This is a genomic window from Streptomyces sp. NPDC002520 (genome assembly GCF_053595235.1).
Map to the genome: position 1 here is coordinate 14,038 of NZ_JBSFXG010000048.1, position 21,686 is coordinate 35,723.

Genomic DNA, 21,686 nt, shown 5'->3' on the forward strand with positions numbered 1-21,686 from the left:
CATCCTTGGACCGGCCGGCGCGTGTGGGGCAGCAGGCCGATCGAGGACGTGAGACGTCATGACCAACCGCCGCACCCGGGAGTTCGACCGCGCCGTGCGCGCGTACCGGCGCCAGCACCCCCACACCACCCTGGAGCAGGCCCGCGCAGCCGTCACCGCCCGCGCCTCCCAGCAGGCCACCCCGGCACGGATCCCCGCCGCTCCCCTGCCCCGGCCCGCAGAGACACTGCCCGGCTACATCCGGCGCGTCGCGGCCGCCACCGGCACCCACCTGCACCGGGCCATGGAACTCCTCGGCCTGAAGCCCGGCACCTCCGCCACCCGGCGCCTGGCCGAACTCACCCGCGGCCGGCTGCCCGACGACGCCGTACAGGCCCTCGTCGCGGCCACCGGCATGACCCCTGCCCAGGCCCACGCCCTCGCCAGCCCGCCCACCCCCATCGGCACGGCCGCGGCCGCCGCCTACGACGCTCTCCGCCGCACCTCCCGGGAGATCGTGAGCAGCAAGACGATCCGGCCCGGCGGAGAGGGCAAGACCCGCACGAGTGCCGGCCTCGTCCTCGAATGGGCCCGCCGCCAGGGGATCCAGCTGAACGAAACGCCCCTCCGGCCCAGCGACGGCAAGACCGTGGCGGACGCGCCCGCGCTGGCCCGCCTCCTGGCCCTCTCGTCGGACACGACCCGGCCCCTCCTGATCGACACCGACCCGCCCCGCAGCCTCGACTGGCCCGGCCCCGCACTTACCCACACCTTTCCCTTCGATCTGCCCTGGCCCGCCGGCGACCGCCCCCTGCCCACGGACCCCCGCCTCGTCGACGAGATCCTGAAAGAGCTCGGCATCGGCCAGGAGGCCGACGCAGACACACCGCCGAACGCGTAACGCGGCAGGCCCGCGCGGGCGTCGAATCCGGCGCTCCGCGCGAGGCTGGCGGCCGGCCCGTGCCGACGGCGTCGGGTGCCGGGCGTGCCGCGGGTCGCCGTGCTGCGCCTGCGGTACCGGGCGGTCGGCGACGAGGCGGAAGGGGCGCGGGGCTCGCACCGCGCCCGGAAACACCGAGGGCCGGCACCGAGGCGGTACCGGCCGGTGTCGGCGGTCGCGGGCCAACGCGCTCGCCGTGTGTCCTGAAGCCCGGGCTTGCGACCAACGCGCCGTCAGGGCGATACCAACGGATGACCGTTGGCATCGGTGCTGAGCAGCGTCTTACTGAAGGGGCCCAGACCGCAAGCGCGCTGGAACCAACGATGGGCCGTACGGGCCCCCGCGCGCCGTCAACTCACCGGCACCAGCCTGCTGTACGGGGCTGCGGCGGCGCAGAAGTTCCCGGGCGGCAAGCGGAACATCCATGAGGCCACGAAGCGGCGAAACGGACAGACCGGGCAGCGTGCGGGGTGGGTGCCGGGGCGGCCGTGGAAGGCTGTTGCGTACCGCGCAGCCCCGCACCCGCAGGGCCAACTGCCGCAGGGCTGCGTGTGCTTGCGACCACCAGCCCGGGTCCCGGCCGCCCGGCCGGGCCCTCGTCAGGACGGAGTCCTGCGCACCATGACCGACCTGCCCTCCCCTCCCCCGCCCGCCGGACCCGCGGCGCCCGCGGCGCCGTCCGAGGGGCGCCTGGGGCCCACGCACGCGCTGATCCTGCTGATCGTCTTCCTCACGCTGGGCACCGTCCTGTTCCTCAGGGGGACGCCGACCGGCGACATCATCACCCTGCTCGGCGGCTGCGGAGCGATCGGCGCGGCCACCCTCGCCGCGGCCGGCGGCGGACGCCGGCTGATGGCCGTCCTCGTCGAGGCCGCGGTCCGCTCCGGCACGGGCAAGTAGGGGCCGGCCGTGACCTCGCCCCGCCCCGCGGCCGGCCCCCGGCTGCCGTTCGCCCGCCTCGCCGAGCACCTGGTCGCGCTGCGCACCGGCGCCCAGATGTCCCAGCGCGACCTCGCCCTGGCCGCGGCCGTCTCCCGCGGCACCGTCCAGCGCGCCGAGTCCGGCACCGCCGCGCCCTCCACGGCCGTCCTCGACGCCCTCGTGCGCGCCTGCGGAGGCGACCGGACGGCCCGCGACCGCGCGCTCGTCCTGCGCAACCAGGGACGCACCGAACGCCGCGGCCGGCTCCGCGGCCTCGAGGCACCCGCCCCGGCGCTCATCCACACCGAGCAGGACCTCGGCGCCGCCCTCGCCGCCGAGTACGAACGCGCCGGCGCCCCCTCCCCCGGCGACCTCGTCCGCCCGGCCGCCGGCCGCACCCCGATCCCCCGCACGACCGCACGACCGCCTGGCGCATCATCAAGCGCCGCGGCCTGCCCGCCGACGCCGACCAGCTGCAGACCTTCCTCGACGTCTGCCGCGTACGCCCCTCCGCCCAGCGGCACTACCGCGAGGCCTTCCAGCGCATCCGCGCCGCCCGCAGCCGGCGCACCGCACCCCCGCCCCCCAGGACCGCAGCCGGACCGGGCCGCGGCACCGCCAAGATCAGCCCCTGGTTCAAGAACCTCATGGACACCATGTCCCCCGACGACATCGAAACCGCCCTCACCGTCGGCACCGCCTACCTCATCGCCGGCGAAGCCCACCGCAACGGCACCGCCCCGCCCCGCACCCTCGACCACGTCATGCGCACCGCCCGAGAACTGTTCGCCGACCTGAACAGCCTCCCGCCCGCCCTGCAAGGCCCCGACAGCATCGGCGTCCTCGGCCCCCGCGGCGACCTCGTCGTCGTGGAGACCAAGTCCTCCCGCCTCCAGCGCGGCGGACCCATCACCGTCCGCAAGGACAGCCACGTGCTGCGCGGCGCCCCCGCGGTCTGGCAAGCCAAGAACACCCAGCCGGCCGAGGCCGCCCGCACCGCGTAGACACCCACCGCGGCCCGCCGACGGTCGGGCAAAGGCCTTCGCCTGCGGGCCCGTGCCCGGCCGTACGGACCCACCCGCGACACAGTGCGGGCCAACGACCAGGCGCGCAGCAGGCCACGACAGCTCCGGACAGTGCGGACAGCAGCCCCAGGCGGACGGGCGAGGACGGCGCAGCACCGGCCGGGATGGAGGGGCGGAGCTCCGGGGCGGTGTGGACAGCTCTTGACCGCTTCTCGCCCACCACCAGCACCCACGCCTGCCCGGCCCGGCCGACGTACCTTCCGGAGGGCGTGGCGACCGGCTCGCACCGCGGGCACCAGCGCTGCCACCATCATCCTCACCACGCCGGACAGCAACTCCCGTCCCCGGCCCGGTCCGTCACCCGCACACTCCCAAGAGGGACACCGCCATGCCCACCGTCCCGCCTGACGAACCCACCCCGCCCGCAACCGTCCCGCCGCCCCCCGCGGCCGCCGGGCGGCTGGGCGCCGGCGAAGCGGCCGTCATCGTCACCGCGATCACCGCGGTGACGGTCCTCACCGCCCTCGAGCGGCCGATCCCCGCCGTCCTGACCGCGATCGCCTCGGCCGCCGCCCTGCTACTGCTCCCCCACCGCGCGCACCAGCTCCTCGCCGCGCTCACCAGGGCCGGCCGGTGAGCTCCCCCCACCCCGGCACGGTCGAACTGGCGCTCCTGCGAGGCTGGTTGCGCGGCATCAAGGGCACCTTCACCTACGCCACCATCGCCCGCCGCGCCAGCGACCACCACCAGCCCGTCTCCGAGCGGACCCTGCGCCGGACCGTACGCCAGACCCTCGACGGCCGGCTTCCCGCCCTGCGCGTGGTCGTGGCCTTCACACACGGCGCCGTCCACGCACGGGCCCACGCCGCCGGCGCGAGCCGCGGCGCCGCCCCGCCCGACGTACAGCGCGCCGAACAGACGGCACACGCCCTGTGGGAGGCCGCCGGACGCAGCCTCCACCCTCGAACCCAGACCCACCCGCACCAGGTGACGTGGGTACCCGGCCACATCACCACCCAAGCCGGACTCGCCCGGGCCATGCGACGGCTGCGCCAGGAAGCCGGCAACCCCTCCCTGCGCGCCCTGGCCACCGCCCCCGAAACCGCCGGCCAACTCTCCCGCAGCACACTCCAACTGGCCCTGAAAGACAAACGGCTGCCCAGCGAGCAACTGCTGACCGCGTTCGCCGCCGCCTGCCACGCGAGCGAACCCGCCCGCCAGGCGCTGCTCGCCGCCCGCCGGCGCATCACCGGCACGCTGGAACCCGAGGCGGACGGCTACTCATGGGCCGGCTACCCCTGCGCAGCCGTCGAACAGGCCGAGGCACGCCGGGCCAACGAGACCGCCCGGCCCTGGCTCACCCCCGAACCCGACTTCTACGACCAGCAGCTGCGCGCCCAGGAACAAGCCGCCGACGACCGCATGACCGCATGGATCGACAGCCTCACCGCCGACGAGATCGAACAACTGCAGCAGCAAGCCGCCACCACCCGCGACGGACACGACCTGCGCGCCGAGCTCACCGCCCTCCTCACCCACACCCCGGAGTAAGACCGGCACGGCGCCACACCGCCCGCGGCGTCCGGGACAACCACCCAGCCCGGTGGGGTGGGTGACCAGCAGCGAAGACCGACCCGGCCCGCAGACCTCGGCCAGCGGGACGACCTCGCCGAGACGCAGCCAAGCCAAACCCCCGCCGTGGTCACCGACGCCGGCGAGGGCGCAGGCGGCGAGCAACAGCCGGGCAGGTCCGGCGCAGCGCCGCCCGGGGCGGAGCCCCGGGCGGCGCCTCTACTGGCCGAGCCGCCGACGGAAGACGTCCATCATCACCGCACGCGTCTGGTCGGCGGCCGCGATGTGCGCAGGCGAGGCCAGGTAGGCCTGCAACTCGTCGTAGTCACTGCGCCGGGTGACCGCCCACCGACGCCGGAACACCGCCCGCTCCGGGCCCGCCGCGGCCTGGACGGCCTCCTCGGCAACCTGGGCATCCGGCGCCTCCTGGGCGTGCTCCAGCTCCACCGCCGCCAGGACCCGCTGCCCGTCCGTACGGTTCTCCAGCCACAACACCAACCCCGGATGCTCAGCGAACATCAACCGCAACCGCTCCCGCCCCGCCGCAACCGCCGCCAGCCGCACCAGACCCGCCGGGAACGCCACCCGAGCGGGCGGCAGATGCAGCGACGGCACATCCTGCCCGGCCAGACCCAGCGCAGCCTCCACCGCCGCGGCCTCATCCTCCACACGGCCCGCTTCCTGCTCCCGCACCCCTTGTCCCGTCCCCTCGATGACCACCGCCTGACCAGCACGGCAGCCTAACCGGCCACCACACGACAACTCCGCCACCCACCGCCATAACGCTCAGGCAACCGCACCGCACGGCCGCCCCGAGACGCCGAGCGGCCCGGACAGCGGCGGACGGCCAAGCCAGAACCACCCCGGCACACAAGGCACCGCCGCCATACGACGCCCACGGCAAAGCCCACACCAGGTCAGCACCACCACACCCCGACCATCACCGACCAGAGGCCGGCCGGGCACCACCAACACACGAGCACCGCACGCCAGCACGACACGGCACACCAGCACGCACAAACAGCGCGCTACACCAGCCCGCCTCAACCGCCCGACCGGCGCACACAGCCACCAAACACGCTGCACACGCACCTCACCACAGCCAGCCCGACCAGCTCACCCGTCGAGCCCGCAGCACCACCACAACCAGCGTTGCCACCCCCGCAACACCCACAACCTGTCACGCTGTCACGCCTACCCTGTGGCTGCTCTGCAGGTGGGGTTTTCCGCAGGTCAGGGGCACTTTTCGCGCAACGTGACAAGCGGCGTGACAGGAGGTGTGACAGCGGCCGTGACACCTCCGGTCCGCCATTTGCGTATCGGGGACACCGCCTGGACAACGGGTGAAGCCCAGACGGTGACGCCGGCTCGTCCGGCACAGCACGCGCTGCGCCGCGGCCAGCCCTGCCCTGTACGGCCGTGAACGGCCGCGGGCCAGACAGCTGGTACGTGATGCCGGAGAACTCGCATGGGAGGCCGTCACCGCCCGCCTCCAGGACGCTAGCCGGCCGACTTGCGGCCAACAGGCCCTCGTCGACGACGGCGTCATGCAACAACCCGTCCTCGCACTGGAAGCCTACGGAACGGCCAAGCACGCCAAGGCCGCGTAGACCTCTTCATACGGCTGTTTGCCGAGATGGACGAGAGCGAGGATCCGGACGCCGACTTGAGCCGCTGCATGGGCACCTAGGCGCCGGAAGCGCCCGCGCCTGTGCAGCGGCTGCTGAGCACGCCCGTGCAGCAGATGGTGCAGCACGCTGCCAGGCGGTGCACTGCAGCCCTCGCAGTGCTCGTGCAGCAGCAGAACTCAAAAGGCAGCGAGCTACAACAGCCCGCCGATGCAGCGTGACGAGGCAGCGCGGCTTGACCGCGGGCAGCAACACGCCCCTGATCAAGCCGCGCTGCCGTTGCGCGATCGGAGCTGGTGGACCTGTCTGGCTGTCCGCGGCGCGCTGAGCCAGGCGTGCCCAGACCAGTGCCGCCTGGCCGACGAGCGGCGAGCGACCGCCTACCTCACCGCCGCGCTCCTATTGGTACACGTTGGCGGCCGGCGGCCATAACGGCTTCCGCGGCGCCTGGCTGTCACGTTGTCACGCCAACGCCCGGAGCGCGGCCGTAGCCCAGGTAAGTGCAGGTCAGAGCCCCTTTTCGCCCGGCGTGACAGGCGCCGTGACGGGGGCTGTGACACAGGGCGTGACGCAGGAGCGCCCCCGAGGTGAGGGGGGACCGGCCACGCCTGGCCTAGCCCGTTGGCAGACTGGCGGCGGGCTGTACGGCTGCCTCCATGGCCTCGTCCTCGAAGGCCTTGCGTCAGGAGGCCGATGGATCAGCTCTGTTCGGTCGACGCGCTGCAGCGGGAGGAGGCCCGGCCCGCTGGTCTTCCAGCAGGGCCGACCAGCGGCCTGCAGCGGTAGCGGCGAGCTGCAGGTGCTGCCGGCGGTCGGCGGGCAGCATCGACGATGCCGCACGAACCTGTGCAGCAGCGGCGCCCGGTCTCGTGCCGCACGCTGCACGGCCGCCGGGCGACAGCACGCGGACGCTGCTGCAGCGAGCACGCGGTGTCGGCCGCTGCACGATCGCCCGGGAGCAGCGCGGGAGGCAGCAACTCTTCGGGCAGGGCTACAGCTTCTCGACGGCGTCTGCGCCGTCGGTGAGCGTGAGCATGAGGCGGCGGTGGGCGTGTGGCGGGTCGTAGTCCACCGCGAGCTGACGCAGTCCGGGATGAGGGTTCCAGGCCCGCACGGAGCCGGTGGCGCCGGCGGGCAGCGGGTCGTATTCGTCAGTGCAGCGCACGACGCAGATCCGGTCACCGCGAGCGAACTCCTCGAGCATGGTCCTCTCCTTCTCCTGGTGCCGCTATCAGCGGGCTGGCACTCGCTCGTGAGCCGCACGGCGCTGGGGCGTCGGATCGGTGTGTGGCGCTCCTGCGGGGACTCGAACCCCGTTCCCCGGCTTGAAAGACCGGTGTCTTACACGCATGGACGACAGGAGCCAGTGCAACCGGTCCCGCTCGTGCCGCACATGCCGAACGGGGCGGGCGGGGCGGGCGGGGCGGTGGAGCCTCCCGGGGCAGGAAGCGAGTCGGGGGCCTGGCCGTCAAGCCAGGCGGGTCGCATGTCCTGCGCCGGGAGGGACCGGAGGGGTGCCCCGCCAGGACGGAAAGCGAGCCTCCGCGCGGCGTGGGGGGCTGCGCGGGTCGCATGTCCCGTCCCGGCGAGTCCGGGCCACCGCTTCTGGCAAGCGGTGAGCGCTCCTGCGGGGACTCGAACCCCGTTCCCCGGGCTGACAACCCGGTGCCCTACCTACGGACGACAAGAGCCTGCGCGCCAAGGCGCGTTGCGTACCCCCGGCGGGATTCGAACCCGCGGTCTCCCCGCTGAGAACGGGGCGAGATGAGCCGGACTACTCCACGAGGGCGTGTGGGTTTCCCGCCGTCGGCCGGGGATCGGATCAGGTAGGGCCCGCGAACGGGCTTGCTCGTCACCTTCCCCGGCCGGGGGCAGGGCCGCTGATGGCCCCTCCCCAGGAGCCACGAGCGACGCGTGCCAGCAGGGCGGATCCGCCGGGGAAAGCATCACCTCCCCTGCCAGCACGTCGTGGACGGACGGGACTCGAACCCGCACCCAACCCCGCAGGGTTGCTCTAGCCAATTGAGCTACCGTCCCAAGGAGAGCGTCCCCTCCTCTTCAACCCAGCTGGCGATCAACCAGCCGGGCCCGAGCAGCGTGCCGATGTGTTCCCGCGCAGCGGGGCCGGGCCTCTGAAGGGGCCAACCTCAGCACTTCGCGATCCGAGGGGACTTGAACCCCTGACCTGCCCCCGGCTTGGGGGCCGCTCTACCAAGCTGAGCTACGGACCTGCCGGGCAACGCGGATCGGCCGCTCCTTGCTGTCCGGCGTCCACGGGATCGATCGCCCCCGTGGACACGTATAACGTACCACCATTGACCCGCTCGTGGCAAGTTTTACGCGTCACGCAACCGCCCCAGTCAGCGAGTGAGGAGGTAGACATGCGTGTGCAGCGCGGCACCGACCGGGTACCTGACATAGGCTCGGCCGCCGAGCCGGTGGAACGTGACCCCTGCTGCCGGGCGCCTCGCGCGAACCCCCTCCAGGGAGGCCCGCATGTCGGCCAGGCGCAGCGAGACCGGGCGCAGGCCTTCCCGGAACACGCCCTGGTCATTCCCGAGGAACGCATGCACCCGGTCGAGACGGACCGCGTACATGACCGCCGCCGTCGCCGGGCGCAGAACCAACGCCCGGATCTCGTCCACTCCGTACGCGGTTCCCGGCAGCGCCGCGCCCATCGACGGCAGTACCGGCGTGAAGAGCCAGCCGTCACGATCCGCCAGCGCGTCCCGCACCTGGCCGTCGCCCAGGGTGCCGGCCTCCGGGATGAAGGGGAACGCCTCCCACACGCCGGGCGCACGCAGGCCGCGCCGCCAGGAGATGCCCTCCGGGGACCGGGCGGTGTCCCCGTCCACGAATCGCAGCGGCTGCACCTTTGACACGGTGGTGGCGTTGGCCATCAGTAGCTCCCTCGGTCGCACTCGATCTGTTCACTAAATTACCCGACTTGCAGGCATTCGGCAAGTTATACGCGCCAAGGAGGGCGCCGGCGTCCCGGCGAGGCGGCAAGGGCGCCGTGGACCGGCATGCGGCCGAAGCCGAGGGGCGCAGACGCCCATCCGCCCGAGGGAGTCGCGCAAGCCGCCCGATCAGCAGCCACCCCCATCACCCAGAAGCCCGGATGGAGGCAGGCGCGAGCCGCGTAGCGCCCCCGCCTCCGTCGTTCCGCGCCCCCTCGAGATGATGACGCGTAAAACTTGACTCCCGACCGCCAGGGTGGGTAAATTAGTGAATGCGGACGGAAGTTCGCACCGCATCGTGAGAACCGAGGGGACAGGCCATGACCGACACCGTGATCACCGTCAAGGACATGACCGACCCGGCCTACCGTGCACTTCGCCTGGCGCCCGGCACGGTCGTCGAGTACCGGGGCTCCCTGGCCGACTCGCACGGCTTCTGGATCGTCCAGCCGTGCGCCTGTAAGCACTGCGCAGCCGGTGTCGTGATGGGTCGCGCCGCCACCCGCTACGAGCTGGTCACGCTCGACGGCCAGCCCACCGGCCCTCAGCACGTGCGGCACACCTCGGTCGTGCCTCGCATGACCGAGGAGGAGCGCGGGCACGCCGGGTGCTACGTCTCCACCCGCGTCACCGCGGTGCACCTGCGTCGCCTGCTGCGTTCCGCGTTCCCGGGTCAGAAGTTCTCCGTGCGCTGCGGCCGTCGCGACGCGAAGGGCCTTGCTCCGTACGAGATCACTGTCAGCTGGAGCGGGGGCCCCACCCGCACCGCCGTGGCCACCGTCACGGCCCCGCTGCTGGCCAGCTATGGCAACTCCGCGGGCCGCCGGGCCCGACGGATCAGCGTCAGCGTCGGCGGCCGCACGCACAACGGCACCCCGCACGTCTACGCCATCCACCTGAACCGCGGCTGACCGAGACGCCCCTCGGCGCCCTGCCACTCCCTACACCTCAAGGAGTTCCGCTATGCCCCGTCGCAAGACCGACGATCTCGCGCTGCGTGGTCCGCTGCCCGCCATCCCCGGCGCAGGCAACCTCGGCATCCGCGTCATCTACCCCACCAACGCCCCGGACGACTGGACCGTCGCGCTGCTGCGCCTGCCCAACGACTACTACGTCGTCGTCGGCCATGCTCCGCACGAGAAGTGGGCCGTGGTCTATCACCACTACGTCGTCCCCGGCACCCGGGTCGAGGATCCGCGCGAGGTGAAGACCGACCCGGTGACGGGCGTGGCCATGCCCAAGGGGATCAGGTGGAACTGGACCGACGGCCGGGGCATCTCCTCCGTACTGCGCGCCCTTGCGCCCCTCGACCGCACCCCCACCACGTCCAAGGTCGCCAGCGAAGCCCACTGACGAGCCCCCGCGTACTCGTGCAGACCGACCCGTCCAGTCCTTTCCGGAACGAGAGGGAACACATGGCAGATGGTGCCGCCGTCGGCTACTCGCCCGTCGAAAGCGCCACCGACGGCACCTTCGACATGGCAGAGACCAGCTCCTGCCAGGAGTACGGCCACTTGTACGAGGCATGCGTAGGCCTCAACTGCTCGGACGACAACTGCCGCATCCGCACCTGCGCCGACTGCGGGGACGAGTACGAGGAGTAGCCCGGGCGCCGGGCCAGACCGGCGCCCGCCCTGCCCAGTGGAGCGCAAGGCGGGCGAGAGGCCCGGAAAGGGGCTCGGAGGATTGCCAGCGGTTCTGCCGGGCGCCGCTGCGCGTCTGCCGGATGCGCCGGCAGTCGCCGAGACGCTGCAGGGGCTCCTCCGCCGCGAAGCCGCCGGCGGCGCAGTCGACTTCGAGGAGTGCTTGCCGAGAGGAAGCGCCGGGGGTACACGACGGCAAGATCGGCGTGCGCTACCAGCTGACAGGGTTCTCCTCGCCGAGCAGCTCGGGAATTGCCTCGATGCCGGCCGGCAACTGGATGAGGTCGCTGCGCGCACCGCTGCAGGTCGCCCGTCACTCCTCGGGGCGGCACTCCTGGTCGTGGTTCTTCCACGGGTCCATGCCGGGCAGGACGACCATCGTCGAGTTGCACGCCGTGCAGCGACTCATCCGCAGATCAGCCGGGACAGGGTCGGGCAGCCAGCGCCGCTGTTCGTCGTCCAGGTCCTCCAGGGCGACGTCCTCGTACTTCCGGATGTCGTGCGCGGAGGGGCCGGGGCCGAGCGGAGGCCGGGTGGTGATCGGATAGCGGGTGAGGCTGACCCAGTCGCAGCCGCCGTGAACGTACAGCCGCGTGATGCCTTCACCGGGCTCGCTGGGGTCCAGGTCCGTGCGCAGGGCGAGGTCACGGATGCGGTCGAGGAAGTCGCCGGCCGCGAGGTCACGGTCGGTGTAGACGCCGACGATGCGGCCGCCCTCGAAGTCCTCGCCGGTCTCCAGGATCCAGACTCCGTCCAGCCCTTCAGTGGCGTTCTCAACCCGAGCGGCGATCGCGGCAACGCTGGTGCTCTTGGTCATCACAGGCTCCCTCGGTCGATGGTCCGCAGCGGCCGGGGAGGCGCTTGCCCCACCTCCCCATCTATCCACTAATTTACCCAACCAGGGTGGTTTTAGTCAAGTTATACGCGTCACTTTGTGGGGTGTGTCAGCCACCCAGACGGCCGGCGGAGCGCCGTCCGCAGGCCCCGCCAGGGCGTTCCTCGTTCCCGCATGCCCGGCCGCTGGCCGCGGAGCTGTCACACACCTGTCCGGCTCCGAGTAGTCGGCGTATTCGCAGGTCACGGGCTGTTTGAAGCGGGCCGTGACGGGCGAGCGTGACGGACGGCGTGACAGCAACGCGCGGCTCGGCCGGGGGGACACCACTTCTGGGAGACGCGCTACGCCGGCTGCTGGCGTGAGGGCGCCAACTGCACCCGGACACGGGCTGTCTGGAGCGCCGCGGCCCGGGTCGTCACGGCCTGTTCTCTCCTGCGCCGGCTGGAGGGTGCGCGGCACCGACGTCCTTGCCGGGCCAGTCGTGATCCTTCATGTCTCCGCACCAGCAGTGCTCGCGACTGCCGATCGGATAGCCGGGGAAGCCAACACTTCCCTCGTCCCCGTCGGCCTGGCGGCGCCGGCCGGAGGGGCGCCACACGGCGAACCTTCCGGCCATGGCGCGGGCGGCGCGCTCGCGCTTGGGAGACGGCATGATGCATGACCTCCAGTTGGGTGAAGCTCTTCGGGACCGGTACGGCCTCGAGTTGGTGAGCCGGCTCGACAGGACCCGTCCGGTGCCGTTGACGGTTCATCGGGCACCGGATGGGCCGCCGAAGACGGGATGGGGCAGGCGGCTCAGGCGCGAGCGGTGAGCAGGGCGGTGCCGTAGTCGCGCATCCAGTCACGGAGTACGGCGTAGTCGGGGTTGGCGGGCGGGACGGGCCACACCGCCCGCCACTGGGCGCTGTGGCCGGGCAGCACCAGGACCTGGTCCAGGCGCTCGTGGTCGGCGCCGTCGCCTGCCCGGTAGTGCTCCAGCACCACCAGCGGCCCGGGGAAGTTCGCGGCGAGCTTCGCCCCGATCTCCTCGGCTGCGTTCGTGATGCTCACCCCGATGCCGTTCTCGGTGAGGATGGCGAGGTGACCGCCGTCGGCGGTGCGCCATACGCGCAGCAGGGCGATTCCGCCCCCTCCTGCGCACGAGGACGGGTAGGTCCAGGCCGGCTCGTCAACCTCGAGCCGGTGTGGATCCGGTACACGCGGCAGCGGCAGGAACGGGTTGTCGGCGGGGACGCTGAGAGGGGGCAAGGCTTCCTCCACGGAGTAGGTGGACGTCGGTGCGGGGTGGGGGCGGACGCTGGGTTGCGGCCGTAAGTCAGCGGGGCGGGGAGCAGAGGGGTCCCTGGGCGGTCCGCAAGACGAGGTCGGCCCGGGGCCCCCGCTGCAAAGAGCGGGGCCCGGAGCCTGCTGTGTGTCTCGTGCTGATGCGTGGCTGACCTGGGTTTGGCGGGCAGCGGCACGGTGCGGCGTGCAGGGGCAGCGCCGCTCTGCTGGAACGCAGCACGCCGGGTCAGCGGCCCGGGCGTGCTGCTTGCCAACTCGCTTTGCCCGGTGAGGTGCTCAGTCGGTGGCGAGGATCTCCCCGTAGCGGAGAAAGCGCCCCGTGTCGATGAAGTGCTGCCGTGAGGCCGAGGATTCGGTGTCGTATTCCCCGTACCGGCCAGGCGAGGGGTCGCATCCGCAGGTGCACGGTGGCATCGGTTCTCCCTGCCCCGCGCGGGTGAGGTGACAACCGTGGCAGTCCTCACGGTCGCCCGGGTTCTGCATGGCGCACGCGCAGGTCCAGTCTCCCGGCGTCGGCTCGTTGCCGTCGCTGGCGCCCGGTGCCGGCGTCGTCTTCTTCTCCGTCACCTGGGGGCGGGTGAGGCCGTTGGGCGGAGTGTGGAGCAGCTCGCCGGTGCGGGGGTTCCGGAGCTCCCACCAGAACTGCTGGTACGGGCTGCACTTGGGAGTGTCGGGGAGCTGGGCGCAGTAGCGCAGGTAGGCGGTGACGCCCTCGTAGGTGCCCCAGGCGGAGCCCGTGGCCACCTTGCCGTTGGACACGACGTAGAGGTTGATGCCCTGCTGCACGCCGAAGAAGGTCACGTGCGGGTCCGCGTTGTGCTTGATCATGAAGAGTCCTTGGCCGGGAAGAGGTGGGCCTGTCTGGGTCGCTGGCCGCCGGGCGCAATAGGCCCGGCGGCCGAGCGGGTCATGCGGTGAGGTCGGCGACCAGGACGGTCGAGTTGTCCGCGTACGGCTCGTTGTCCGGGTCGTCGGTGCGGGAGGCGGCGAGCGACTCCTTCACGGCGGTTGCGCTGAAGCGGCGGGCCGCCTGGCGGGGCGTGCCGGTCAGCAGGTTCGCGAGGTCGTGTCCCGCGTCCTCGTGCGGGTCATAGGCGCCGTCGGAGGCGAGCAGCAGGCGGACGGTCTTGGCGACGAGGCAGAGGGAGACGGACTCGATCGCCGGGTGCCCGAAGCGGTACTTGACCTTGTCGTCGTTCAGGTTCGAGCCGAGCCACGAGGTGACGATGTTGCGGCGGCCGCCGATGACGCGGCGCAGGTTGTGGTCGTCGGTCATCTTGTGCGCGGTGCCGTCAGCCACGAGGTAGGCACGTGCGTCGCCGCACCAGGCGATCGTCAGCGGCTTGCCCGGTACGGTCACGGCAACCACGGCCACTGCACTCGGGCCGTAGCCGCCGAGCTCGGCGGCGTAGGCGTCGTAGACGGCGCGCAGCCCGCGCTCGGCGTCACCGCGGCGTGCCGCCGTACGGGCCAGCCGGCGGGCTGCGGCCCGCGTCCACTCGCGGACGACTTCGGTGGAGCCGATGCCGTCGAGCAGCACGTAGGCTCGTGCGCCGGTACGGCGGTCGGTGAACACGGCGGTGGCGTCGCACTGGTTGTCGCGAGTGCCGGTGAGCTGGGCAGTGGCGTAGTTGCGCACGAATCTCCATGAGGTCGCAGTGGCTGCGCTGCGGGACCTTGCACGCCCCGAACGCATTCACTAATTTACCCGAACCAGAGAAGATGCGTCAAGTTTTACGCGTCATCGCTCATGCGGCCAGGGCCGATTCCTCTTCAGCGCACGCGCGGTCGGCGCAGCTGCCGCACTCCCCGTCCCAGGAGCCGCCACCGAGCGGCTCGCGGCACCCGTCGTTACGGCACAACTCCCCCACCGGGACACCGTCGACCTGGTCCAGGTGCTCAACCTGGTCCAGGGTGATCGCACTCAGGCGCATCCCGGAGACCTTGGCCGTGCTCGGCAGGTCGCACTCATCGCCGAGGGCGGCATTCAACTCCTCCAGCGCCGCGGCCTCGTGGCCGGCGGTCACGTGGGCCATGACAGTTGCCGTGACGAGAAAGGCGTAGTCGGCGGTAGGGGCGGACACGTCATTCACTCCAGGGGTTCAGGGGCCGAGCAGCGGGCGGGGCGGCGCTCTGGGCCGGCATCCGGTGCACGCAGCAGACGAGTGCGACAGGGGCGGGGCGCTGCCGTTGGCGAGCGCCCCGCCGGACGGCCGTCGACTACGGGCGGCCGAGGGTGTCGAGCGCCTCCATGATCGGCTTCAGCGCCAGGGGGCCGTGAAGACCAGCCCGCTCGATGGGTCCGTTCAGCTCCCGGCGGGCGCGGTCGTAGCTGTAGACGCGGGCCTTGGCGTTGAAGGCGCGTGCGAGCGTGTGGCTGACGCGCAGCAGGTCGACCTCGTCGGGGATGTTGTCCCAGCCGGGCTCGGCCGTGAGCAGCAGCCAATGGCGTCCCTCGCCCAGGGGGTTGCGCCCGTACTCCAGGGTGAACGGCTGGAAGCCCCAGACCTTCTCGAAGTTCTCCCAGTACGACTCGACGGCCGCGATGGGGTGGGTCGCGTACGGCTCGCGGTGGATCTGGGCCCCCTCCTCGTAGAACATCCACGTGATCCGGTGCGGCTTGTCCCAGAGGGAAGACACCTCCAACAGCCGCTCCTCGTCGGCGGTGACGGTCCACACCTCTTCCTCGGTCCAGACGCCGCCGTCGTAGGCGGGCATCTCCTTGGGGCCGACCCCGGCCACCACGGCGGTGGCGGTGCCGTCGCCGTTGGAACGCAGCCAGGAGTAGGCCAGGCAGTTCTCGAAGCCGGGGCCGGGGTGCCAGGTGGGCGCATCCGCGAAGGCGTCGTCCGGGAACAGCAGGAGCACTCCCGCCCAACCCGAACGGTGCGCGTCAGGGCCGACCCAGGACTGGTTGACGGCGCGTTCGATGTTGCGACGCAGGCTGCGCTTCACGGATTCCTCCCGGACTAGGTGGGGTTCGCGGTGCATCCCCACCGCTCACTCACTAATTTACCCACTCAAGGGGGCAAGGTCAAGTTATACGCTCCCATCCCTTCGCCCGGCGCGCTGCGCGGCGAGCGCCGTCCCGTGCCGCTCGGCGCGGCAGGAGTTGCGGGCGACAAGGCGAGCGCGGCCCGTACGTGCAGGCCGGCACCTCCAGAGCGGGAGCAACCGCCACTGCTCCCCTGAGGGGCAGGCAGCGCCCTTACGGGCGGCCGACGATCAGAACACTCTCGGGAGCCACACCGTGGTGCACGGCAACGGCCTGCTCTGCAGTGGTGATGCCGTCTCCGCCGATCTCGAAGAGGCCTTCACGGACCAGGCTGTCCCGAGCAGGGAGCATGTAGGTGAGGCGGACCCCCAGGGCGACGGAGCCGTGCTCACTCCGCAGCGCGAGCTGCGGGAACGGCCCCTCATGGGGAAGCAGTTCGTAGCCGTTGGAGATCCGGAACTCCTCGGCCGTGCCGCCCGTGAGCAGAACGCTGAAGCCGTCCCCCTTGGAGAAGGAGCGCAGCCGGCGGGCGCGGTAAATGGCCGCCACACGGTGGTCGTCACCGGTGAGCCAGTCCAGGTCGGCGTTGAAGAGCTCGACAGCGCGCCAGAGTTCGGCTTCGGCGTCCCCGGTGTCGGGCACGGTGTAGGAGAACACGCGGAGCATCGCGTGGTCCGACTCGTAGCCCATGAAGCAGTCGCGGTCGGTGTTGTGCCAAACGGTCACACGCATGTACAGGAAAATCCTTCCTGGGGTGGTCAGCGGGGTGGGTGAATCCTCGGAAGAAGCGGGCCCGCCAGCCTTGGCCGGCCGAGCGGGGCTCCGCTGCGGTCAAAGGGTCAGAGGGACATCTGCGCGCCGTTCCACGTGTCGGCCCCACGGCGCTCCTGAGAGGTCATGTGCCAGCGGCGGGCATCGTCGGGGCAGCGGTACACGCGCCGCTCCGACTCCACACCGCGCGTGGCAAGTCGCCTGAGCTGCACGGTGGCCAGGCGCTGGAGAGCACGCCACTCGGTGGGCTCGGAGACCTTGCGGCAGCGGCACTTGGTCTCGGTTCCGAGCCAGCGCACAGGGCTGCCGTCGAGCCGTTCGGTCGCGATGAAGGACTCCATGGCGTCGCGGCGGACCCGCGCCCACTCGATCCACCCGTCACTGACGGAGCCGATCACGTAGTGACGGACCCTCCACCCCTTGGTGTCGGAGTGGCGGGCCGTGACCATCACGGCAGCCCCTCCCCGGCGGGCCCCTTCCAGGCGGATCTCACCGGCGCTGGTGTGGCAGGCGATCTCCCATCCGTGGCGCGCCATCAGTTCGGAGGCCACGTTGACGGCTTCAGGTTGCGCGGGCACAGCGATGACTCCTTCGGGACGCGGACGGCCAGCAGCGGTTCGGGAGGCGCTTGCACCGCCCCCTCTACTCACTAATTTACCCACACCACAGATCGTGAGTCAAGTTTTACGCGCCGCACGTCATGACGCGTAAAACTTGACGCCACTTCGGATCGCGGGTAATTTAGTGAATGCAAGAGGCGGTGCAAGCGCCTCCAGCGCCACTACGACCTATCCGGAGGATCCGTTGACCGCTCTCCTCGCCCTCGACACCCACGGCCACCTCTCCATCCCGGACCGGGCCGCGCGTTACACGCTGCAGCGCAGGGACGCTCAGGAGGGGGCCGAGTGGGAGACCGTCGAGGATCTCACGATGCCGGACGGCACCCTGGCCGGGGCGACCATGGAGCTGCTGGCCTCGGCCATGCTCACCGACCTGGACGCCCTTGCCGCGCTCGACGAGGGCGTCGTGAGCATCACCGCCCCGCGGGTCAGCTTCCGCTTCGTGCCCACCGGGGAGTGGACGGCGCTCACCGCCGCTCATCCGCTGGCCGCCCGGTACACCGTCGAGGGCACCCACGCAGGCCGGGGCACGTGGACCACGGCCAACGTGCGCAGGACCGAGGTGACGAGGGCCGAGGTGCGTGAGCTCACCAACCTTTCGAGCGGGGGTGATGTCGCGCTCCACGGCAGCGGCGTCATCATCGTCGAGGCCAGTCACCTGGGCTTCGCCCTCCGCCTGACTCCGATCCCCGAGCCGGCCTACCGCCAGGAGCAGTGGGGATCGCGCGAGGTGGCCAAGTACCTGCGCTCGCTCCTCAGGAAGACGTTCCCGGGCCAGAAGTTCTCTGTCCGCTGCGGGCGGGGCTCGGATTACGGCTACCTGAGCATCCGCTGGACCGGCGGTCCCACCGAGGAGCAGGTCAAGGCGGTCTGTGACCCGTGGCAGGGGTCGGACTTCGACGGCTCGACCGACTACATGAACCAGCGTGAGCCGTTGCTGATCCACAAGGACGGCGAGCTCGTGGAGGTCCGGCCGGTGACGGACCTGTTCGACTACACCCGGGAGCGCCCGGACGGTGTGGAGGACCAGGCCAAGAAGCTCGTCCGCCAGCAGACCGGCGCCGCTTGGGACGCCCGCTTCAACGACCCGCGGCCCTTCAGCTACCAGGGTGAGACCTTTTTCGGCGTCACCGCCTCGGCGCAGCTGACCAAGATCATGGACGCGATCGAGGCGGGGGCCATCAGGGTCGACTGACCCGCGACCGGGGGGCGGGGTCCGCCTCGCCCCCCGGCATCCGCACAACCCCGTCACGCGGAACGCGTAAAACTTGACCGATGGCGGCATGGTGGGTAATTTAGTGAATACGGGCCGCTCGGCACCGTGCCCCAACCACCCCTACACACAAGGAATCTCGCCATGAAGCGGTCCCTCTGCCTCACTCTCGCCCTCGCCGTCCTGGCAGTCGGCGCCCTCGCCGGCCTCAAGACCCCCGGCGAGCCGTACTCACTCGCCCCCGCCCGTCCCACCGCCGTGCACTCCCGTCGGCGGTAGCGCGCAGCGGCCCTCTGACCCACCTTCAGGAGTCTTCTTGCCCGTCTTCCTCGAGGCGCCCAGCTACTCCCGCGGCCCGGATGGCCAGGGCTGGAACCGGCTCAACCTGGGCGCACACTTCGACATTCGGCACCAGTGCGGACTGCGGCCGACCACCTACGCGACCTTGTTCGACTCGATGACCGGCCGCCAGGGATGGGGCAACTACCTGCGCTGCCCGCAGCGCGGCCCGGGCCACTGCCCGACCTGTCCCGTCCAGCGTGCCCACCTGGACCGCGAAGGCGTCGACTGGCCGGCGCGCACCCCGCTGCTGCTGGTCCGCGTCCGCCCCCTTCCGCCAACCCCCGGGGCGGTGTTCGCCGACCCGGCAGCCGGGCGCAGCACGCTGCACCTGCGGTCGTGGCGCGGCGGGGACGTCGACGTCGACGCCGACTGGCAGTCGGTTCGCAACACCCCTCATCTCCACCTCGGGCGCGCCTACTTCGACGACGAGGGACAGGCGTTCTGGCTGGTGCGCCACAACCCGTCCGCGGCGTCGGCGATCGTGCGCAGCCGGCAGTTCGCGAGCCACACCCGGCACGCGCTGTACGGCGGAGCCGCGGGCACGCGTCTGGCGTTGCTGACCTGCCACGGCGGATGCGCCCACGAGGATTGGCATCTCCAGCAGCTTGCCGCCGACCTCGCCGACAACGAGTTGGCCCCGGCGCCCGCCGAGGCGCCTGAGATCCCTGCCCGGCTTCCGGCTGTTCCCGGGATCGAATTCTCCGTCGAGGACGGGCGCACCGTGCTCAGCCGCGCCGCCTCTCGCGACTTCTCCAGCTCCACCATGCACGCCAGCTGGGACGTTCCGTTCGGCGAGGCTGCCGCGACCGCACTGCTCGCGCACGCCGTGCGCCTGACGGCCTGACCCGCCCGGTGCGGGACGTGACAGCCGTGCAGACCCTTTCGCGTCCCCGCCGGCCCCCGCCCGCCGGTTTCCCGCCCATCGATCTTCAAGGAGTGCCAGCAACTTGCCCCGCCCCACCCTTGCTCAGGCCCAGGAGTACGCCGCGGCACCGTCGACGACGACGCTCCTCATCGAGCGCTTCGGATGCGTCGAGCACCCCGACGGCCACGGCTGGCTGCTGTGCCCCGACGGGGTCCGGCGCCATGCCGTCTTCCGGTCCGGCGATGGCACCCCGTCCGCCGAAGACCACTATCTGAGGTGGAAGGTCAAGGAGCACGCCCTGACCTCCACGGTGGCCATCGACGCTCCGCACGAGGTGCTCGACGTCCGCCACCAGGTGAACATGCCGCAGGTCGGTCTCAAGCGGTACATCGCGCTGCACGGGTCACCGCGTTCGCAGGTCGAGGGACACCACCGGCTGACGTTCAACGGCGTTCCCGCTCGCCGGATCACGACGACCGGGCGGCTGCTGCGCGAGGTGCGGTCGGCGCATCGCAGGGCGATTCGCGAGGCGGTGGCCGACGCCGACCAGGTGGCGCAGTGGCGCGCCGCGTTCGACGCCGTGCCTGCGCCGGGCACGGACACGTACTCCGCGCCCGTGATCCGTCCTTTGCCCTCGACGCGTAAGCCGCCGTCCCGGGGCGCGTTCAAGCCGTCCGGGTTCGCGCCGGGCACATGGTTCACCTGGGTCGACCAGCGGGACGGCACCGTGTTCGTCTGCCAGGTGCAGGCTCTCGCACCGCGCGGCCACGTGTGGATCGCCGGCCACGCCGACGGCGGATCCGACACCCACCTCTGGAAGGGGCGGCTGACCCATCCGGCCGGCTACAGGGGGACACGGGACGGCCGTGGCGCGACCGAGTTGGAGGTCCTGGCGACCGACGCCTCGTGGAGTGAGACCGGAGTCCTCGCGGCCGTTGCGGCGCAGGGGCCGGCGGCTGCCTCTCCGATTCCGACGCACGGCGCTTTTCCCATACTCAATAGCGACGCGTAAAACTTGACGCTACCCCCTTTCATGGGTAATTTAGTGAATGTCGCCGCCGAGTCCAGACGGCGACAGGCCGGACTATCCCCCGAGAGGAGCCCCCGATGATCGACGTGAAGACGCTGACGGAGATGGTGTCGACCCCCGCCGAGTGCGAGGTCAACTACCCCGGCTGCGAGGGGATCGCGACCTTCCGGGACGAGCACCCCACCGCGGCCGCGCTCGGCGTGCCCTCGGACGACTACTGGTTCTGCGGCAGCTGCGGCTGGGAGGCCGCCCGGGACTCGTGAGTCTCCGGTCCGCCTCCACCGCCATGCCCTCCCGCCCCCTCTCTCGTCAGGAAACGGACTTGACCACCCCTCGCACCCCCGAGCAGGTTCGCGCCCAGCGCCTTGCCACGATCAGCCGCGCCGTCTCACACCTGACGACCGCCGACCCGGCGGCCGTGCGGTCGCAGCTCGCCACGACCAACATTCACGCGCACTGGAAGCAGGACCCGGCCGGTCTCGCCGAGCTCCTTCGCTCCGCTGGCGAGCCGGACGCGTCAACGCCGGTCTTCAGCGCGTGGATCGGCGCGCGTTCCGTGCTTCGCGCGGCCGGACTGCCGGAGAACGACTGAGCCGCCTTTCATCTGATCACGGAGATTTGCACGCTCATGAGCGATCAGCCCTTCAACATCGACCCCTACGGGGTCTACGCCGAGAGCATCGTCTTCCTCAACGGAACCCAGGGCAGGACCCGGCCCTTCCTCGGCAGCGTGGTCCTCGAACGCATCGCGTCGACGACGTACACCGACACCGGTGAAGAGCGCACGTACGGCACGGTCGTCCAGGACCAGCAGACGGACGTCATCACGGGGACCTCCACCGCGTCGCCCAACCCCCGGGCGCACCACACGGCCACCTGGACCCGCATCCGCGACGACGAGTTCAGGGCGCTTCAGCAGGAGGACGCCCGGAGGTGGGCGAAGGTCCGCCAGGCAGCCGCCTCGGCGGGACTGACCAGCAGCACCTGAGCCGAACCCCCTGCGCGCCGCTCGGCGACATCGAACGAACCTCCCGACCGCATCTCTCTCCTGCTGGAGCCCTCC

The 21,686-nt window shown here is 71.5% G+C and carries 27 protein-coding genes, 5 tRNA genes and 1 pseudogene; 16 read left to right on the forward strand and 17 right to left on the reverse strand.

The features are described 5' to 3' along the window. The first annotated feature begins 58 nt into the window (after positions 1 to 58). From ACWD5D_RS39570 to ACWD5D_RS39595, 6 genes and pseudogenes are all read left to right on the forward strand, one after another. Positions 59 to 880 carry a TniQ family protein gene (locus ACWD5D_RS39570; protein ID WP_450707685.1) on the forward strand — a complete coding sequence of 274 codons (822 nt, stop codon included), beginning with the start codon at positions 59 to 61 and terminating at the stop codon, positions 878 to 880. A 660-nt stretch (positions 881 to 1,540) separates the two neighbouring features. Then, the gene (locus tag ACWD5D_RS39575; protein ID WP_351228613.1) at positions 1,541 to 1,819 is read left to right on the forward strand and encodes a hypothetical protein; all 279 of its coding nucleotides are present in this window, start codon (positions 1,541 to 1,543) and stop codon (positions 1,817 to 1,819) included. Between the two features lie 9 nt (positions 1,820 to 1,828). Next, positions 1,829 to 2,047, forward strand: a pseudogene (locus ACWD5D_RS39580) (helix-turn-helix transcriptional regulator); the annotation flags it as partial. A 440-nt stretch (positions 2,048 to 2,487) separates the two neighbouring features. Then, on the forward strand, positions 2,488 to 2,844 hold the full coding sequence (locus tag ACWD5D_RS39585) for a hypothetical protein (RefSeq protein ID WP_451377651.1): 357 nt from the start codon (positions 2,488 to 2,490) through the stop codon (positions 2,842 to 2,844). A 409-nt stretch (positions 2,845 to 3,253) separates the two neighbouring features. Further along, entirely contained in the window at positions 3,254 to 3,502 is a 249-nt protein-coding gene (locus ACWD5D_RS39590; RefSeq protein WP_450707683.1) for a hypothetical protein, read from the forward strand. Then, positions 3,499 to 4,416 (forward strand): hypothetical protein, encoded by a 918-nt coding sequence (locus ACWD5D_RS39595; RefSeq protein WP_451377640.1) that lies wholly within the window; start codon positions 3,499 to 3,501, stop codon positions 4,414 to 4,416. The genes ACWD5D_RS39590 and ACWD5D_RS39595 overlap by 4 nt, the downstream gene beginning before the upstream one ends. 240 nt (positions 4,417 to 4,656) lie before the next feature. Here ACWD5D_RS39595 and ACWD5D_RS39600 read toward each other — a convergent pair whose 3' ends face one another. The 8 genes from ACWD5D_RS39600 to ACWD5D_RS39635 all read right to left on the reverse strand — a co-directional run bounded on the left by ACWD5D_RS39600 (position 4,657) and on the right by ACWD5D_RS39635 (position 8,965). After that, entirely contained in the window at positions 4,657 to 5,106 is a 450-nt protein-coding gene (locus tag ACWD5D_RS39600; RefSeq protein WP_450707681.1) for a hypothetical protein, read from the reverse strand. 1,950 nt (positions 5,107 to 7,056) lie between these two features. Further along, entirely contained in the window at positions 7,057 to 7,269 is a 213-nt protein-coding gene (locus tag ACWD5D_RS39605) for a hypothetical protein (RefSeq protein WP_351228603.1), read from the reverse strand. A gap of 84 nt (positions 7,270 to 7,353) precedes the next feature. Next, positions 7,354 to 7,429: transfer RNA gene (locus ACWD5D_RS39610), tRNA-Glu, on the reverse strand. 256 nt (positions 7,430 to 7,685) lie between these two features. Next, a tRNA-Asp gene (locus ACWD5D_RS39615) sits at positions 7,686 to 7,756 on the reverse strand. Between the two features lie 22 nt (positions 7,757 to 7,778). Further along, a tRNA-Glu gene (locus ACWD5D_RS39620) sits at positions 7,779 to 7,854 on the reverse strand. A gap of 178 nt (positions 7,855 to 8,032) precedes the next feature. Continuing rightward, positions 8,033 to 8,102, reverse strand: a tRNA-OTHER gene (locus ACWD5D_RS39625). Positions 8,103 to 8,221: 119 nt separating this feature from the next. Then, a tRNA-Ala gene (locus ACWD5D_RS39630) sits at positions 8,222 to 8,298 on the reverse strand. 127 nt (positions 8,299 to 8,425) lie between these two features. Continuing rightward, on the reverse strand, positions 8,426 to 8,965 hold the full coding sequence (locus tag ACWD5D_RS39635) for a hypothetical protein (protein WP_450707680.1): 540 nt from the start codon (positions 8,963 to 8,965) through the stop codon (positions 8,426 to 8,428). A 380-nt stretch (positions 8,966 to 9,345) separates the two neighbouring features. On the opposite strand from ACWD5D_RS39635, the gene ACWD5D_RS39640 reads away from it, so the two are divergent. The 3 genes from ACWD5D_RS39640 (at position 9,346) to ACWD5D_RS39650 (ending at position 10,629) form a co-directional block, all read left to right on the forward strand. Beyond that, a complete protein-coding gene (locus tag ACWD5D_RS39640; protein WP_450707679.1) occupies positions 9,346 to 9,936 on the forward strand; it encodes an LPD29 domain-containing protein in 591 nt (196 codons plus the stop codon). Positions 9,937 to 9,988: 52 nt separating this feature from the next. Beyond that, a complete protein-coding gene (locus tag ACWD5D_RS39645; RefSeq protein ID WP_450707678.1) occupies positions 9,989 to 10,378 on the forward strand; it encodes a hypothetical protein in 390 nt (129 codons plus the stop codon). A 62-nt stretch (positions 10,379 to 10,440) separates the two neighbouring features. Further along, entirely contained in the window at positions 10,441 to 10,629 is a 189-nt protein-coding gene (locus ACWD5D_RS39650; protein ID WP_351228595.1) for a hypothetical protein, read from the forward strand. 352 nt (positions 10,630 to 10,981) lie between these two features. Here the strand turns inward: ACWD5D_RS39650 and ACWD5D_RS39655 are convergent, their stop codons facing one another. From ACWD5D_RS39655 to ACWD5D_RS39695, 9 genes are all read right to left on the reverse strand, one after another. Beyond that, entirely contained in the window at positions 10,982 to 11,485 is a 504-nt protein-coding gene (locus ACWD5D_RS39655) for a hypothetical protein (RefSeq protein ID WP_450707677.1), read from the reverse strand. Positions 11,486 to 11,918: 433 nt separating this feature from the next. Continuing rightward, on the reverse strand, positions 11,919 to 12,155 hold the full coding sequence (locus ACWD5D_RS39660) for a hypothetical protein (protein WP_450707676.1): 237 nt from the start codon (positions 12,153 to 12,155) through the stop codon (positions 11,919 to 11,921). 143 nt (positions 12,156 to 12,298) lie between these two features. After that, positions 12,299 to 12,751: a hypothetical protein gene (locus tag ACWD5D_RS39665; RefSeq protein WP_450707675.1), complete on the reverse strand. Its 453-nt coding sequence runs from the start codon at positions 12,749 to 12,751 to the stop codon at positions 12,299 to 12,301. A gap of 312 nt (positions 12,752 to 13,063) precedes the next feature. Beyond that, positions 13,064 to 13,615 carry a hypothetical protein gene (locus ACWD5D_RS39670; RefSeq protein WP_432139959.1) on the reverse strand — a complete coding sequence of 184 codons (552 nt, stop codon included), beginning with the start codon at positions 13,613 to 13,615 and terminating at the stop codon, positions 13,064 to 13,066. Positions 13,616 to 13,694: 79 nt separating this feature from the next. Continuing rightward, complete coding sequence (locus ACWD5D_RS39675) at positions 13,695 to 14,426, reverse strand: mucin-2 (RefSeq protein ID WP_450707674.1); 732 nt, start codon at positions 14,424 to 14,426, stop codon at positions 13,695 to 13,697. Between the two features lie 109 nt (positions 14,427 to 14,535). Continuing rightward, positions 14,536 to 14,871 (reverse strand): hypothetical protein, encoded by a 336-nt coding sequence (locus ACWD5D_RS39680; RefSeq protein WP_450707673.1) that lies wholly within the window; start codon positions 14,869 to 14,871, stop codon positions 14,536 to 14,538. 136 nt (positions 14,872 to 15,007) lie between these two features. Next, positions 15,008 to 15,742 (reverse strand): hypothetical protein, encoded by a 735-nt coding sequence (locus ACWD5D_RS39685; protein ID WP_450707672.1) that lies wholly within the window; start codon positions 15,740 to 15,742, stop codon positions 15,008 to 15,010. A gap of 253 nt (positions 15,743 to 15,995) precedes the next feature. Continuing rightward, positions 15,996 to 16,514 carry a hypothetical protein gene (locus ACWD5D_RS39690; protein ID WP_450707671.1) on the reverse strand — a complete coding sequence of 173 codons (519 nt, stop codon included), beginning with the start codon at positions 16,512 to 16,514 and terminating at the stop codon, positions 15,996 to 15,998. A 107-nt stretch (positions 16,515 to 16,621) separates the two neighbouring features. Beyond that, positions 16,622 to 17,131, reverse strand: a complete 510-nt coding sequence (locus ACWD5D_RS39695; RefSeq protein ID WP_451377641.1) for a hypothetical protein — start codon at positions 17,129 to 17,131, stop codon at positions 16,622 to 16,624. Positions 17,132 to 17,357: 226 nt separating this feature from the next. Here ACWD5D_RS39695 and ACWD5D_RS39700 point away from each other — a divergent pair, with 226 nt between their 5' ends. The 7 genes from ACWD5D_RS39700 to ACWD5D_RS39730 all read left to right on the forward strand — a co-directional run bounded on the left by ACWD5D_RS39700 (position 17,358) and on the right by ACWD5D_RS39730 (position 21,611). After that, positions 17,358 to 18,368 carry an LPD29 domain-containing protein gene (locus ACWD5D_RS39700; RefSeq protein ID WP_450707669.1) on the forward strand — a complete coding sequence of 337 codons (1,011 nt, stop codon included), beginning with the start codon at positions 17,358 to 17,360 and terminating at the stop codon, positions 18,366 to 18,368. A gap of 162 nt (positions 18,369 to 18,530) precedes the next feature. Further along, on the forward strand, positions 18,531 to 18,665 hold the full coding sequence (locus tag ACWD5D_RS39705; protein ID WP_351228573.1) for a hypothetical protein: 135 nt from the start codon (positions 18,531 to 18,533) through the stop codon (positions 18,663 to 18,665). 37 nt (positions 18,666 to 18,702) lie between these two features. Beyond that, a complete protein-coding gene (locus ACWD5D_RS39710; RefSeq protein WP_450707668.1) occupies positions 18,703 to 19,572 on the forward strand; it encodes a hypothetical protein in 870 nt (289 codons plus the stop codon). 103 nt (positions 19,573 to 19,675) lie between these two features. Beyond that, positions 19,676 to 20,605 (forward strand): hypothetical protein, encoded by a 930-nt coding sequence (locus tag ACWD5D_RS39715; protein ID WP_451377642.1) that lies wholly within the window; start codon positions 19,676 to 19,678, stop codon positions 20,603 to 20,605. Between the two features lie 95 nt (positions 20,606 to 20,700). Beyond that, positions 20,701 to 20,886: a hypothetical protein gene (locus ACWD5D_RS39720; protein ID WP_351228567.1), complete on the forward strand. Its 186-nt coding sequence runs from the start codon at positions 20,701 to 20,703 to the stop codon at positions 20,884 to 20,886. A 59-nt stretch (positions 20,887 to 20,945) separates the two neighbouring features. After that, positions 20,946 to 21,215: a hypothetical protein gene (locus ACWD5D_RS39725; RefSeq protein WP_450707666.1), complete on the forward strand. Its 270-nt coding sequence runs from the start codon at positions 20,946 to 20,948 to the stop codon at positions 21,213 to 21,215. Positions 21,216 to 21,251: 36 nt separating this feature from the next. Then, on the forward strand, positions 21,252 to 21,611 hold the full coding sequence (locus tag ACWD5D_RS39730; protein WP_450707665.1) for a hypothetical protein: 360 nt from the start codon (positions 21,252 to 21,254) through the stop codon (positions 21,609 to 21,611). Positions 21,612 to 21,686 lie beyond the last annotated feature (75 nt).